The organism is Streptomyces sp. NPDC050422, assembly GCF_044458665.1.
Taxonomy (GTDB): domain Bacteria; phylum Actinomycetota; class Actinomycetes; order Streptomycetales; family Streptomycetaceae; genus Streptomyces.
The window spans coordinates 223,956-236,665 of sequence record NZ_JBITIE010000010.1; the positions used below are offsets into that span (position 1 = coordinate 223,956).

Below are 12,710 nucleotides of genomic sequence, written 5' to 3' on the forward strand. Positions count from 1 at the left end.
CGGTGCCGGCCCGCGCACAGCCGGCACCGGGAGGGCCCTGCCGTCGTGCAGACCTGCGCAAGGGCCGGCACGGGAGGCCCTACGTCGTGCAGACCCGCGCAAGGGCCGGCACGGGAGGCCCTACGTCGTGCAGACCCGCGCAAGGGCCGGCACGGGAGGCCCTACGTCGTGCAGACGAGGTAGCGGAACACGTTGGGCATCCAGACCGTGCCGTCCCGGCGCAGATGCGGATGCAGCGCCTCCGCGACCTCCTTCTCCACCTGGGAGCGGTCCGTCGCCCGTACCGCGGAGTCGAAGAGCCGCGTCGACAGCAGGCCCCGTACCGCACTGTCCACGTCCGCGTAGCCGAACGGGCACGCCACCCGGCCCGAGCCGTCGGGCTTCAGCCCGGACCGGAACGCCACGTTCTCCAGGTCGTCCCGGCGCGCTCCGCGCCCGCTCGTGGCCCGCGGTGAGCCCTCCGCGAGCCGCGTCGCCACCTGGAGCACGGCATCGGTGGCGCACCGCTCGGGCGGCCCCCAGCCGGTCAGGACGACCGTGCTGCGCCGGTCCGCCGAGGGCACCGCGGCGCCGATCGCCCTCACCAGCTCCTCCCCGTCGTCGGGGGAGCAGCCGATCGGAGTGAACGCGGTGATCAGGTTGTAGGGCTCGTGGCCGGGCGCCGGGGCCGCGAGGGACTCCAGGAGCTGTGGTTCGGCGGATCCGGACGCGTTCTCGTCCTCGGGGCCGGGCAGCAGCCGGATCCGGGCGAGCGCCAGGCGTTCGAGGTCGGGGTCGACGCCGGTGACGCGCGCCCCGCGGCCGGCCGCGATCAGCAGGGCCAGCCCTGAGCCGCAGCCGAGCGACAGCATCCGTGTGGCGGATCCGACTTCGAGCCGCGTGTACACCGCCTCGTAGAGCGGTGCGAGCATCCGCTCCTGGATCTCGGCCCAGTCACGGGCGCGGGAACCGGTGTCCACGGACGCGGACGGCTCCGCCTGCGTGTGGTGCCGGACGAGCGTTGGTGTCATGGAATGCGCCCCAATCCGCCGAGATGCCGGTCATACCGATCGGTCGTGCCTGAGTGGACGATCTCCCCGTGGCCGTGCGTCGCGCTTCCCCCGTATGTCAGAGAACTGCGCATCCGCCGCCGCGTCCAGGGGTCTACGGGCAATGGTTGCCCGCGGCGGCGGCCGGCGATGCGCCCGGGAGCGCGGCACCCGTCGGGCTGGGGTGCCCGGAGGTGCCGCCTTCGCGCGCCGCGGTCCCAGTCTCACCCGGCGGGCGGGGGCGGGCACGTCGAGCGCTCCGGGCCGGGCCACGCGGTGTGTGCGGTGCCGCTCGGGGAGGGGGCGGGCGGGCGGACGGTGTGCCGGGTACTGTCGGTGTCCGCGCCCGGCGCCCGCACCACCGGCGGGCGGGCGTACGCGCCGTCTACGCGCCGGGGCGTACACGGCGCTACGTACCACCTTGGTGCGAGCTGTGAGTCTTCTCCGCAGATCAGCGCACCCGCCCTCGTCAGGACGCATGAACGGCAACTGACTGGTACGTGCAAATTATTTGGGATGGCCCGGAATCGGAACACCGGGGCCCTCGCGCTCGTTGTCACGACGTGAGCACGACACCACCTGTACTTGCCGCAGAGCTGGCACAGGCGTGGGCCGACATTCAGCGGTACCACCCCGAGCTGCCCGATCTTGCCGCGCCCGAGTCCCTGATCGGAGAGTCCTCGTCCGCCTGTGGCGCCGAGCTCTCCTTCGAACGGCTGCTCCATGAGGCAGTCCACGGCATTGCCGCCGCCCGAGGTGTCCGCGACACCTCGCGCGCCGGCCGATACCACAACCGTCGATTCCTGGCGATCGCCGAGGAGCTGGGCCTCGACCATGCCGAGGAGCCCCACCCCAGCAGTGGCTTCTCGCTGGTCACGCTCAACCCCGAAGCCAAGCGCCGGTACCGGCCGACGATGGAACGGCTGCAGCGCGCCCTCAAGGCGCACACCGTCGCCACCGCCGCCGACACCAAGCGCTCGTTCCGCGGGCCCGCGGCCCGGCACGGCTCCTCCGGAGGAGGCGTCCGGGTCAAGGCCGTCTGTGACTGCGGTCGCAACGTGCGCGTCGTCCCGTCGGTCCTCGCGCAGGCCCCGATCGTCTGCGGCGGCTGCGGAAAGCCGTTCCGGATCCCGGAGGCAGTGGTCGCGGTGGGGTGAGGCGACGTGGTGTGGCACAATGGCTAGCTGTACTCGACAGTCGCATAGGACCCCTCTCTCCTCCGGCTGACGCGTCCATCGGGCACTCCGAGTACCGCAACCCCACGTGGCATCTTGTTGTGCCCAACCACGTCATAGACCAGGAGACACCACTTCCGTGGCAGTCAAGATCAAGCTGAAGCGTCTGGGCAAGATCCGTTCGCCTCACTACCGCATCGTCGTCGCCGACTCCCGTACCCGCCGTGATGGCCGGGCCATCGAGGAGATCGGCCTGTACCACCCGGTGCAGAACCCCTCGCGCATCGAGGTCAACGCAGAGCGCGCGCAGTACTGGCTCTCCGTCGGCGCCCAGCCGACCGAGCCGGTTCTCGCGATCCTGAAGCTCACCGGTGACTGGCAGGCGCACAAGGGCCTCCCGGCCCCCGCGCCGCTGCTGCAGCCGGAGCCCAAGCCTGACAAGCGCGCCCTGTTCGAGGCCCTCACCAAGGACTCCGGCGAGGAGTCCAAGGGCGAGGCCATCACGCAGAAGGCGAAGAAGGCCGACAAGAAGGCGGACGAGGCTGCTGACGCCGCCGCGCCCGCCGAGTCGACCGAGGCCTGAGCATGCTCGAGGAGGCTCTCGAGCACCTCGTGAAAGGCATCGTCGACAACCCCGACGACGTGCAGGTCGCCTCGCGTGATCTGCGCCGTGGACGTGTGCTCGAGGTTCGGGTCCATCCCGATGACCTCGGCAAGGTGATCGGCCGCAACGGCCGCACCGCACGCGCGCTGCGTACCGTCGTGGGCGCCATCGGCGGCCGTGGTATCCGCGTCGACCTCGTCGATGTGGACCAGGTTCGCTGACAGAGTTGAACACCGGCACGGGCCGGGGAGGGCCATGCGCCCACCCCGGCCCGTCGTCGTACGACAGGAGAGACACAAGGTGCAGTTGGTAGTCGCGCGGATCGGTCGCGCCCACGGCATCAAGGGCGAGGTCACCGTCGAGGTGCGCACGGACGAGCCGGAGCTCCGGCTCGGACCCGGCGTCGTACTGGCCACCGAGCCGGCCTCGACGGGGCCGCTGACGATCGAGACCGGCCGGGTGCACAGCGGCAGGCTGCTGCTGCGTTTCGAGGGCGTACGGGACCGTACGGCCGCCGAGGCGCTGCGCAACACGCTGCTGATCGCCGACGTGGATCCCGAGGAGCTCCCGGAGGACCCAGAGGAGTTCTACGACCATCAGCTGATGGATCTCGACGTGGTCCTCGCCGACGGTACCGAGATCGGCCGGATCACCGAGATCACGCACCTGCCGTCCCAGGACCTCTTCATCGTGGAGCGTCCCGACGGCACCGAGGTGATGATCCCGTTCGTCGAGGAGATCGTTTCCGAGATCGACCTGGAGGAGCAGCGCGCGGTGATCACACCGCCGCCCGGTCTGATCGACGAGAGCCAGGCCGTCGTGGTGTCCACGCGCGACGAGGAGGCGGCGGCCGCCGAATCCGGTCGCGCCGAGGACGGTTCGGACGGAGCCGGTTCCGACGGAGCCGGTTCCGACGGAGCCGGTTCCGACGGAGCCGGCTCCGACGGAGCCGGGAAAGACGCCTGATGCGCCTCGACGTCGTCACGATCTTCCCCGAGTACCTGGAACCGCTGAACGTCTCGCTCGTCGGCAAGGCCCGCGCCCGCGGACGCCTCGACGTGCATGTGCACGATCTGCGGGAGTGGACGTACGACCGCCACAACACGGTCGACGACACCCCCTACGGCGGCGGCCCCGGCATGGTCATGAAGACCGACCCCTGGGGCGACGCGCTGGACGAGGCACTGGCCGACGGGTACGAGTCCGGCGCGCACTCCCCGGTGCTCGTGGTGCCCACGCCGAGCGGGCGGCCGTTCACCCAGGAACTCGCCGTCGAGCTGTCCGAGCGGCCCTGGCTGGTCTTCACCCCGGCGCGTTACGAGGGCATCGACCGGCGGGTGACGGAGGAGTACGCCACCCGGATGCCGGTCGTCGAGGTGTCCATCGGCGACTACGTGCTGGCAGGCGGCGAAGCCGCGGTGCTGGTGATCACGGAGGCGGTGGCCCGGCTGCTGCCCGGCGTGCTCGGCAATGCCGAGTCGCACCGGGACGACTCCTTCGCCCCGGGCGCGATGGCCAACCTGCTGGAGGGCCCCGTCTACACGAAGCCGCCCGAGTGGCGTGGCCGGGGGATCCCGGACGTGCTGCTCAGTGGTCACCACGGGCGGATCGCGCGCTGGCGCCGGGACGAGGCCTTCCGTCGTACCGCACTCAACCGGCCCGATCTGATCGAGCGTTGCGAGGCGACGGCCTTCGACAAGAAGGACCGCGAGATGCTCTCCATCCTCGGCTGGTCACCGGAGCCGGGCGGCCGATTTTGGCGCAGGCCCCAGGCCGTGGAAGAATAGGCCGCTGCTGTACGTCCGCGTGCGCCCCTGCCACAGGGGGAAAGACGCCCGTCCGACGCGATCAGCACCCCGAACTCATCACACTCTCCCGTCGATGACCTGTGGCATCGGCGAAGAAAGCAGACACCATGACTTCCCTGCTCGATAACGTCAACGCCGCTTCGCTGCGTACCGACGTCCCGGCGTTCCGCCCCGGCGACACCGTCAACGTCCACGTCCGCGTGATCGAGGGCAACCGCTCCCGTATCCAGCAGTTCAAGGGCATTGTCATCCGCCGTCAGGGCGCGGGCATCAGCGAGACCTTCACGGTCCGCAAGGTCTCCTTCCAGGTCGGCGTCGAGCGCACCTTCCCGGTGCACAGCCCGATCTTCGAGAAGATCGAGGTCATCACCCGCGGTGACGTGCGTCGCGCCAAGCTGTACTTCCTCCGTGAGCTGCGCGGCAAGGCCGCGAAGATCAAGGAGAAGCGCGACCGCTGAGCTGACTCCCTGGTCCACAGGACGGCCGGATAAGATCTGGCCCCGATGGACACGGAATCAAAGCCCCTGGAGCGCGACCGCTCCTCCGCACCCGCTACGGGAACGGAGGAGGGGTCGCGCTTCTCGCGTATCGTGAACGGTTTCGCCGCCTCGATGTCGTGGCGGCGCACCCTTGCGCTCGGTGCCGTCTGCGCAGTCGGTGTGCTGCTCTTCAGCAGTTTCGTGGTGCAGCCCTTCCTGATCCCCAGTGGCTCGATGGAGTCCACCCTGCAGGTCGGGGACCGGGTGCTCGTCAACAAATTGGCGTACCGTTTCGGCTCCGTACCCCAGCGCGGTGACGTGGTGGTCTTTGACGGCACCGGCTCCTTCGTCCAGGAGACGCCGCCGGAGAACCCCGTGAGCGGGCTGCTGCACGGCGCGGCGGCTTCCCTCGGGCTCGCGGAGCCCGCCGAGACCGACTTCGTGAAGCGAGTGGTGGGCGTGGGGGGTGACCGGGTGGTCTGCTGCGACAAGCGCGGGAGGGTCGAGGTGAACGGCCGGCCCGTGAACGAGGACTATCTGTTCGCGGGCGACGCGCCGTCACGGGCACCCTTCGACATCGTCGTGCCCGACGGGACGCTCTGGATGATGGGCGATCACCGGAGCAATTCCCGCGACTCCCGCGACCACCTGGGCGAACCGGGCGGCGGCATGGTGCCCGTCGACCGTGTGATCGGCCGGGCCGACTGGCTCGGCTGGCCGCTTGGCCGGCTGGGGTCCGTACCGGACACGGCGGCCTACGACGGCATACCGGCGCCCGGCTCGGCGCATGGGTAACCGCGGGCGGAGGCCCGGCGCAGCGGATCCGGAGGTTCCGCTGCCCACCGGCACCCGGCCCACAGCAGCCCGCTCGCTGCCCACCCGCGCGGAGCGGCGCAAGCTGGCCCGCAAGGTGAAGCGGAAGCGGCGCAGGTCGGCGGTGAAGGAGATTCCCGTCCTCGTGGTCGTGGCGCTGCTGATCGCGCTCGTCCTCAAGACCTTTCTGGTGCAGGCCTTCGTGATTCCGTCGGGGTCGATGGAGCAGACCATCCGGATCGGTGACCGGGTGCTCGTGGACAAGCTGACGCCCTGGTTCGGGTCCAAGCCCGAGCGGGGCGACGTCGTCGTGTTCAAGAACCCCTCCGACTGGCCGCCGCCGAACCCGGTGGAGACGCCCGAGGAGTCACCCGTGGTCATCAAGCAGGTGAAGGAGGTGCTGACCTTCATCGGGCTGCTGCCCTCCGACGACGAGCAGGATCTGATCAAGAGGGTGGTCGCCGTCGGCGGCGACACGGTGAAGTGCTGCGAGAACGACGGCAGGCTCATCGTGAACGGAGTGGCGGTCGACGAGCCCTACATCTATCCCGGCGATTCGCCCTCCACGATCAAATTCGAGGTAAAGGTTCCAGCCGGAAGAATCTTCGTGATGGGGGACCATCGCTCCAATTCCGCCGATTCGCGTTTCCACCTGGACAAGACGGGTCACGGCACGGTTTCCGAAGATGCGGTAGTGGGACGGGCCGTGGTGATCGCCTGGCCCTTCGGACACTGGCGCGAACTGGAGGAACGATCGGCCTTCTCCTCGGTCCCGGACGCGCGCGCCGGGACGGCGGCTGCCCCTCGGCTGTCGAATAGTGTGTCCCCGGATCCCAACGGAATGATCCGGCTCCCGACCCCTGCGGAACTCCCGCTCGTTATGGGAGTGGTGGGCCTGCACCGGCTAGGGCGCAGGCGGTGGCACGGAATAAGGAGTGGATGTGGGGGATTTGGCGGTCGGCGCACGATCCGGACACGACGAACCCGAGGACCGGCCGGACATTCCGGGGAATGCCGAGCCTGCGGGGACGACGGCGGACCCGACGGAGAGTGACGGCGGCTCGGAGAGTGACGGCGGCTCCCCGGGCAGTGGCAGCACGGCGCAGAAGAAGCCCCGCTCCTTCTGGAAGGAGCTGCCGCTCCTCATCGGCATCGCGCTCATCCTCGCTCTGCTGATCAAGACATTCCTGGTGCAGGCGTTCTCGATTCCCTCGGACTCGATGCAGAACACGCTGCAGCGGGGCGACCGGGTGCTGGTCGACAAGCTGACACCGTGGTTCGGCTCCGAGCCCGAGCGGGGCGAAGTGGTGGTCTTCCACGACCCGGGCGGCTGGCTGGAGGACACCGCGGCACCCGACCCGAACGTGGTGCAGAAGTTCCTGAGCTTCATCGGCCTGATGCCGTCGGCCGAGGAGAAGGACCTGATCAAGCGTGTCATCGCGATCGGCGGCGACACGGTGGAGTGCAAGAAGAACGGGCCCGTCACGGTCAACGGCAAGGCGCTGGACGACAAGTCGTTCATCTTCGAGGGCAACACTCCCTGCAACGACGAGCCGTTCGGGCCGATCAAGATTCCCAAGGACCGTATCTGGGTGATGGGTGACCACCGCCAGAACTCCCTCGACTCGCGCTACCACCAGGAACTGCCGGGTGGCGGCACCGTCTCCACGGACGAGGTGGTCGGCCGGGCCGTGGTCATCGCGTGGCCGGTCAACCGCTGGGCGACCCTGCCGGTCCCGAAGACCTTCGACCAGCCGGGGCTGAACGCCGCGATGGGGCTGGCGCCGGGAGCACTCGGTGTAGCCGGGGCGCTGCCCCTCGTGTTCTGGCGACGACGGAGGCTGACCAGCGGGCGTACCGCCGGGTAGGGTGCCGACTCGGATCAGCGATTGTCGATCTCCGATGGGGGACGCTGCGATGAGTGCAACAGGACGTACGGGAGACGGCCGCGGCCGGCTCGGCAGCAAGCTGTCGGGGCTGGCCGTGGCCGTCGGCTGTGTGCTCTTCCTCGGAGGCTTCGCCTGGGCGGCCGTGGTGTACCGGCCGTACACGGTGCCGACCGAGTCGATGACCCCGACGGTGAACGCCGGTGACCGGGTCCTCGCGCAGCGGGTGGACGGCAGCGAGGTGCGCCGGGGCGATGTGGTGGTGTTCACCGACAAGGCGTGGGGTGACATGCCGATGGTGAAGCGGGTCGTCGGGATCGGCGGCGACAAGATCGCCTGCTGCGAGAAGGGCGGCCGGCTCACGGTCAACGGCATACCCGTCGCGGAATCGTATCTCCGTGCGGGAGACCCGGCCTCGGTGAACGACTTCACGGCCGAGGTACCGGAGGGCAAGCTCTTCCTCCTGGGCGACGACCGCACGTCCTCGCTGGACTCCCGGGTCCACCTGGAGGAGGGCGGGCAGGGCTCGGTGCCGCGGAGCGCCGTACAAGCCCGGGTTGACGCCGTCGCCTGGCCGCTGGGCGGCATGATCGGACGGCCGCAGGCCTTTGCCGCCCTGCCCGGCGGGGTGTCGGCCGAGGGGCCGCTGAAGCTTCAGCTCGGGGCCATGGCCGGGGGTGTGGTGCTCATCCTGGGCGGTGCCGTGTACGGACCCGTCGCGGCGCGGTCCGCCCGGCCGAAGCGGAACAATCCGGGGAAGGTGACCGCCGGTGCCCGCTGAGACGCGCAAGGTATCCCGCCTGGTGCTCCTTGATCCGGAGGACCGCATTCTGCTGATGCACGGCTTCGAACCGGAGGACCCGGCGAGTACCTGGTGGTTCACCCCGGGCGGCGGCCTCGAGGGCGATGAGACCCGCGAGCAGGCCGCCCTGCGCGAGCTGGCCGAGGAAACCGGGATCACGGACGTTCAGCTCGGCCCGCTGCTCTGGCAGCGGATGTGCTCCTTCCCGTTCGACGGGCGGCGCTGGGAGCAGGACGAGTGGTACTTCATGGCCCGCACGACACAGACCACGACGGACACCAGCGGGCAGACCGGGCTGGAACGCCGCAGTGTCGCGGGTCTGAGGTGGTGGACCTCCGCCGAACTGTCGGCGGCGCGTGAGACGGTGTACCCGACCAGACTCGCCGAGCTGCTGCGCACGCTGCTCGATGAGGGTCCTCCGCGTACGCCGCTGGTGCTGGCCCCCGAAATCGCCTGAGCGACCGGGGGCGCAGGGCCCTGGCGCACAATGGGGGAACGCACGGCTGAAGGGGAACATGCCAATGAGCGCCGAGGACCTCGAGAAGTACGAGACCGAGATGGAGCTGAAGCTCTACCGGGAGTACCGCGATGTCGTCGGTCTTTTCAAATATGTGATCGAGACCGAACGGCGCTTCTACCTCACCAACGACTACGAGATGCAGGTGCACTCGGTCCAGGGCGAGGTGTTTTTCGAGGTGTCCATGGCGGATGCCTGGGTCTGGGACATGTACCGGCCCGCACGGTTCGTCAAGCAGGTACGGGTGCTGACGTTCAAGGACGTCAACATCGAGGAGCTCAACAAGAGCGATCTCGAGCTTCCGGGTGGCTGAGTTGTCCACAACAGCTGAGTTGTCCACCAAGATCCACTAGTTGGGGGCGGACGCGTCACAGTCGGTGCCGGAGGTGGTGCCGATATGAACGCACGGGGGGCACTCGGGCGGTACGGCGAGGACGTGGCAGCTCGGCTGCTGACCGACGCCGGCATGTCCGTACTGGAACGGAACTGGCGCTGTCGCGCCGGCGAGATCGACATCGTCGCGACGGACGGTGACGCGCTCGTCATCTGCGAGGTGAAGACCCGCAGGGCGGGTGCCTTCGAGCACCCGATGGCCGCGGTCACACCGGCCAAGGCGGACCGCCTGCGCCGGCTGGCCGAACTCTGGCTGGCCGGGCACGGCGGCCCGCCGCCCGGCGGGGTGCGGATCGATCTGGTCGGTGTGGTGCTGCCCCGACGCGGTGCGCCTCTGGCCGAGCACGCGCGGGGGGTGGCCTGATGGCGTTCGCGCGAGCCTGCTCGGTGGCACTCGTCGGTGTCGAGGGCGTAGTCGTGGAGGTCCAGGCGGACCTGGAGGCCGGGGTGGCGGCCTTCACTCTGGTGGGGCTGCCGGACAAGAGCCTGGTGGAGAGCCGGGACCGGGTCAGGGCCGCGGTGGTGAACTCCGGGGCGGAGTGGCCGCAGAAGAAGCTCACCGTGGGTCTGTCACCGGCCTCGGTGCCCAAGGGCGGCTCCGGTTTCGATCTCGCCGTCGCCTGCGCCGTGCTCGGCGCCGCGGAGCGGATCGACCCCGCCTCGATCGCCGACGTGGTGATGATCGGGGAGCTGGGGCTCGACGGCAGGGTGCGGCCGGTGCGCGGGGTGCTGCCCGCCGTCCTGGCCGCGGCGGAGGCCGGGTACCGGCAGGTGGTGGTCCCCGAGCAGACCGCGGGCGAGGCCGCTCTGGTTCCCGGGGTCTCCGTGCTCGGGGTCCGGAGCCTGCGGCAGTTGATCGCCGTGCTCTGCGACGAACCGCTGCCCGACGAGGCGGAGGCCCACGACCAGGGGCGCCCGGACACGATGCTGGCCGGGCTCATGGTGCCCGGCGCCGGTATGGGCACCGGGATCGCCAGGGGCTCCGCGCAGGGCGAGGGCAGCCGGCCGGATCTGGCCGACGTGGCCGGTCAGGAGCGGCCGCGCATGGCCCTGGAGGTCGCTGCGGCGGGCGGCCACCACCTCCTGCTGTCGGGACCGCCGGGGGCGGGAAAGACCATGCTGGCCGAACGGCTCCCGGACATCCTGCCGCCGCTGACCAGGCAGGAATCCCTTGAGGTGACCGCGGTCCACTCGGTGGCGGGCATCCTGCCACCGGGCGAACCGCTGGTCTCCCGCCCGCCCTACTGCGCACCGCACCACTCGGCGACCATGCAGTCGCTGGTCGGCGGGGGCAACGGACTGCCGCGACCGGGCGCGGTCTCGTTGGCCCATCGCGGGATTCTCTTTCTGGACGAGGCGCCGGAGTTCTCGGTACGGGCGCTGGACGCGCTGCGCCAGCCGCTGGAGTCGGGGCACGTCGTGGTGGCCCGCAGCGCCGGCGTGGTGCGGCTGCCGGCCCGGTTCCTGATGATGCTCGCCGCCAACCCCTGCCCGTGCGGGCGGCACACCCTGAGCGGGGCCGGGTGCGAATGCCCGCCCTCGGCGGTCCGGCGGTACCAGGCCAGGCTCTCCGGGCCGCTGCTCGACCGGGTGGACCTGCGGGTGACCGTCGACCCTGTCAGGCGCGAGGACCTGATGGGGCGGGGCGGCCGGGGCGAGTCGACCCAGGCGGTCGCCGCCCGGGTGCGCAGGGCCCGGGCGCGGGCCGCGGAGCGGCTGGCGGGCACCCCGTGGACCACGAACAGCGAGGTGCCGGGGCATGAGCTGCGGACCCGGCTGGCCGCGGCACCGGGTGCGCTGATGGCGGCCGAGCGGGACATGGAGCGGGGCATGCTCACGGCGCGCGGTCTGGACCGGGTGCTGCGGGTGGCGTGGACCGTCGCGGATCTGCGTGGCGCCGACCGCCCGGACGCCTCGGACATCGGGGTGGCCCTGGAGCTGCGCACCGGGATTCCGCGCGGGGCGCCGATGGGCGCGGGGGCGTCGTGACCGGGCAGCGGACAGGGGTCCGCGGCGGCGTGAGCGACGGGGAGCGGCTGGCCCGGGCGGCGCTGGCCCGCGTCCTGGAACCGGGGGACGTGCGCGGCGGGCGCTGGCTGCGCGAATGCGGTGGTACGGAGCTGATGCGACGGATCACCACCCCGGACGGTTCGGCCGAGCAACTGAGCGGGATGACGGCGAGAGTGCTGGCCGGCTACCGGCTGCGGGCCGGGAACGTCGAGCCCGAACGGGACCTGGCGGCGGTGGCCTCGGTCGGCGGGCGCTTCATCTGCCCCGGTGACCGGGAGTGGCCCAGCCAGCTCGACGACCTGGGGGACGCCAGGCCGACAGGGCTCTGGGTGCGGGGGACGCCCGACCTGCGGCTCTGGGCGCTGCGCTCGGTCGCCGTGGTCGGGGCCCGCGCCTGCACACCGTACGGAGCCCACATGGCGACGACCCTCGGCGCGGGGCTCGCCGAACGGGGATGGGTGGTCGTCTCGGGGGCGGCCTTCGGAGTCGACGGGGCGGCTCACCGGGGCGCCCTGGCCGCCGGTGGCGCGACGATGGCCGTACTGGCCTGCGGGGTGGACGTCGCCTACCCCCGCGGTCATGCCGAACTCATCGGACGCATGGTCGAACAAGGGATCGTCCTCGGTGAACTGCCACCGGCCGATCACCCCACCCGCAGCAGATTCATCCTCCGGAACAGAGTGATCGCCGCGTTGACGCGAGGCACCGTCGTCGTCGAGGCCGAGTACCGCAGCGGTTCCCTGGTCACGGCCCGCTGCGCGCAACGGCTCGGACGCCACACCATGGGCGTACCGGGTCCGGCCACCAGCGGTCTGTCGGCAGGCGTCCACGAACTGCTGCGGGGCGAGGGCGTGCTGGTGACGGATGCCGCCGAAGTCGCGGAGATGGTGGGTGATATCGGGGATCTCGCTCCGTCCAGGCGCGGTCCGATGCTGCCCCGCGATCATCTGGATCCCGTCTGCGGCAGGGTGCTTGACGCCCTGCCCGCCCACGGTCCCGTCAACGCACGGGAGGTGGCACGTGCTGCGGGAACAAGTGCGGACGAGGCACTCGGCAAGCTGTACGAACTGCACTCACTGGGGTTCGTCGAACGCGAAGGCGACGGATGGAGGTTGACGAAGCGGCCGACATGCAATGGCGACGCGCGGCGAGGCGGTTCTTGACCTGGGGCATTCGGGTGAAAAGGTGATGCCGA

Annotated in this window: 16 protein-coding genes; 15 read left to right on the forward strand and 1 reads right to left on the reverse strand. The window is 70.6% G+C overall.

What is annotated here, in order from left to right; genetic code table 11:
- Positions 1 to 161: 161 nt before the first annotated feature.
- The gene (locus ACIBJG_RS17830) at positions 162 to 1,010 is read right to left on the reverse strand and encodes an SAM-dependent methyltransferase (RefSeq protein ID WP_399308453.1); all 849 of its coding nucleotides are present in this window, start codon (positions 1,008 to 1,010) and stop codon (positions 162 to 164) included.
- A gap of 581 nt (positions 1,011 to 1,591) precedes the next feature.
- Here ACIBJG_RS17830 and ACIBJG_RS17835 point away from each other — a divergent pair.
- The 15 genes from ACIBJG_RS17835 (at position 1,592) to dprA (ending at position 12,678) form a co-directional block, all read left to right on the forward strand.
- Positions 1,592 to 2,185, forward strand: a complete 594-nt coding sequence (locus tag ACIBJG_RS17835) for a hypothetical protein (RefSeq protein ID WP_073739095.1) — start codon at positions 1,592 to 1,594, stop codon at positions 2,183 to 2,185.
- A gap of 157 nt (positions 2,186 to 2,342) precedes the next feature.
- Positions 2,343 to 2,786 (forward strand): 30S ribosomal protein S16, encoded by a 444-nt coding sequence (rpsP, locus tag ACIBJG_RS17840; protein ID WP_399308454.1) that lies wholly within the window; start codon positions 2,343 to 2,345, stop codon positions 2,784 to 2,786.
- A 2-nt stretch (positions 2,787 to 2,788) separates the two neighbouring features.
- Positions 2,789 to 3,028, forward strand: a complete 240-nt coding sequence (locus ACIBJG_RS17845) for an RNA-binding protein (RefSeq protein WP_014153811.1) — start codon at positions 2,789 to 2,791, stop codon at positions 3,026 to 3,028.
- A gap of 79 nt (positions 3,029 to 3,107) precedes the next feature.
- Positions 3,108 to 3,773, forward strand: a complete 666-nt coding sequence (rimM, locus tag ACIBJG_RS17850; protein ID WP_399308455.1) for a ribosome maturation factor RimM — start codon at positions 3,108 to 3,110, stop codon at positions 3,771 to 3,773.
- The gene (gene trmD / locus ACIBJG_RS17855) at positions 3,773 to 4,594 is read left to right on the forward strand and encodes a tRNA (guanosine(37)-N1)-methyltransferase TrmD (protein ID WP_399308456.1); all 822 of its coding nucleotides are present in this window, start codon (positions 3,773 to 3,775) and stop codon (positions 4,592 to 4,594) included. The genes rimM and trmD overlap by 1 nt, the downstream gene beginning before the upstream one ends.
- A 128-nt stretch (positions 4,595 to 4,722) precedes the next feature.
- Positions 4,723 to 5,073 carry a 50S ribosomal protein L19 gene (gene rplS, locus ACIBJG_RS17860; RefSeq protein WP_399308457.1) on the forward strand — a complete coding sequence of 117 codons (351 nt, stop codon included), beginning with the start codon at positions 4,723 to 4,725 and terminating at the stop codon, positions 5,071 to 5,073.
- Positions 5,074 to 5,118: 45 nt separating this feature from the next.
- Positions 5,119 to 5,889 carry a signal peptidase I gene (lepB, locus tag ACIBJG_RS17865; protein WP_399308458.1) on the forward strand — a complete coding sequence of 257 codons (771 nt, stop codon included), beginning with the start codon at positions 5,119 to 5,121 and terminating at the stop codon, positions 5,887 to 5,889.
- A complete protein-coding gene (lepB, locus tag ACIBJG_RS17870; protein WP_399308459.1) occupies positions 5,882 to 6,961 on the forward strand; it encodes a signal peptidase I in 1,080 nt (359 codons plus the stop codon). Before lepB (ACIBJG_RS17865) ends, lepB (ACIBJG_RS17870) begins: the two co-directional genes overlap by 8 nt.
- Positions 6,858 to 7,775, forward strand: a complete 918-nt coding sequence (lepB, locus tag ACIBJG_RS17875) for a signal peptidase I (protein ID WP_399308556.1) — start codon at positions 6,858 to 6,860, stop codon at positions 7,773 to 7,775. Before lepB (ACIBJG_RS17870) ends, lepB (ACIBJG_RS17875) begins: the two co-directional genes overlap by 104 nt.
- 49 nt (positions 7,776 to 7,824) lie before the next feature.
- The gene (lepB, locus tag ACIBJG_RS17880; protein WP_399308460.1) at positions 7,825 to 8,574 is read left to right on the forward strand and encodes a signal peptidase I; all 750 of its coding nucleotides are present in this window, start codon (positions 7,825 to 7,827) and stop codon (positions 8,572 to 8,574) included.
- Positions 8,564 to 9,052, forward strand: coding sequence for an NUDIX hydrolase (locus ACIBJG_RS17885; RefSeq protein ID WP_399308461.1), 489 nt, complete (start codon positions 8,564 to 8,566; stop codon positions 9,050 to 9,052). Before lepB (ACIBJG_RS17880) ends, ACIBJG_RS17885 begins: the two co-directional genes overlap by 11 nt.
- 64 nt (positions 9,053 to 9,116) lie before the next feature.
- Entirely contained in the window at positions 9,117 to 9,425 is a 309-nt protein-coding gene (locus ACIBJG_RS17890) for a DUF2469 domain-containing protein (RefSeq protein ID WP_003965949.1), read from the forward strand.
- A gap of 84 nt (positions 9,426 to 9,509) precedes the next feature.
- On the forward strand, positions 9,510 to 9,869 hold the full coding sequence (locus ACIBJG_RS17895; protein ID WP_399308462.1) for a YraN family protein: 360 nt from the start codon (positions 9,510 to 9,512) through the stop codon (positions 9,867 to 9,869).
- Complete coding sequence (locus ACIBJG_RS17900) at positions 9,869 to 11,494, forward strand: YifB family Mg chelatase-like AAA ATPase (RefSeq protein ID WP_399308463.1); 1,626 nt, start codon at positions 9,869 to 9,871, stop codon at positions 11,492 to 11,494. The genes ACIBJG_RS17895 and ACIBJG_RS17900 overlap by 1 nt, the downstream gene beginning before the upstream one ends.
- Before the next feature lie 29 nt (positions 11,495 to 11,523).
- Positions 11,524 to 12,678 carry a DNA-processing protein DprA gene (gene dprA / locus ACIBJG_RS17905; protein WP_399308464.1) on the forward strand — a complete coding sequence of 385 codons (1,155 nt, stop codon included), beginning with the start codon at positions 11,524 to 11,526 and terminating at the stop codon, positions 12,676 to 12,678.
- Positions 12,679 to 12,710 lie beyond the last annotated feature (32 nt).

Bases quoted from the DNA above. Each gene is read 5' to 3' on its own strand.
- rplS (WP_399308457.1), top strand. From the start codon at position 4,723: ATGACTTCCCTGCTCGATAACGTCAACGCCGCTTCGCTGCGTACCGAC.
- lepB (WP_399308458.1), top strand. From the start codon at position 5,119: ATGGACACGGAATCAAAGCCCCTGGAGCGCGACCGCTCCTCCGCACCC.
- lepB (WP_399308459.1), top strand. From the start codon at position 5,882: ATGGGTAACCGCGGGCGGAGGCCCGGCGCAGCGGATCCGGAGGTTCCG.
- ACIBJG_RS17900 (WP_399308463.1), top strand. From the start codon at position 9,869: ATGGCGTTCGCGCGAGCCTGCTCGGTGGCACTCGTCGGTGTCGAGGGC.
- ACIBJG_RS17845 (WP_014153811.1), top strand. From the start codon at position 2,789: ATGCTCGAGGAGGCTCTCGAGCACCTCGTGAAAGGCATCGTCGACAAC.
- ACIBJG_RS17830 (WP_399308453.1), bottom strand. From the start codon at position 1,010: ATGACACCAACGCTCGTCCGGCACCACACGCAGGCGGAGCCGTCCGCG.
- ACIBJG_RS17890 (WP_003965949.1), top strand. From the start codon at position 9,117: ATGAGCGCCGAGGACCTCGAGAAGTACGAGACCGAGATGGAGCTGAAG.
- ACIBJG_RS17895 (WP_399308462.1), top strand. From the start codon at position 9,510: ATGAACGCACGGGGGGCACTCGGGCGGTACGGCGAGGACGTGGCAGCT.
- trmD (WP_399308456.1), top strand. From the start codon at position 3,773: ATGCGCCTCGACGTCGTCACGATCTTCCCCGAGTACCTGGAACCGCTG.
- lepB (WP_399308460.1), top strand. From the start codon at position 7,825: ATGAGTGCAACAGGACGTACGGGAGACGGCCGCGGCCGGCTCGGCAGC.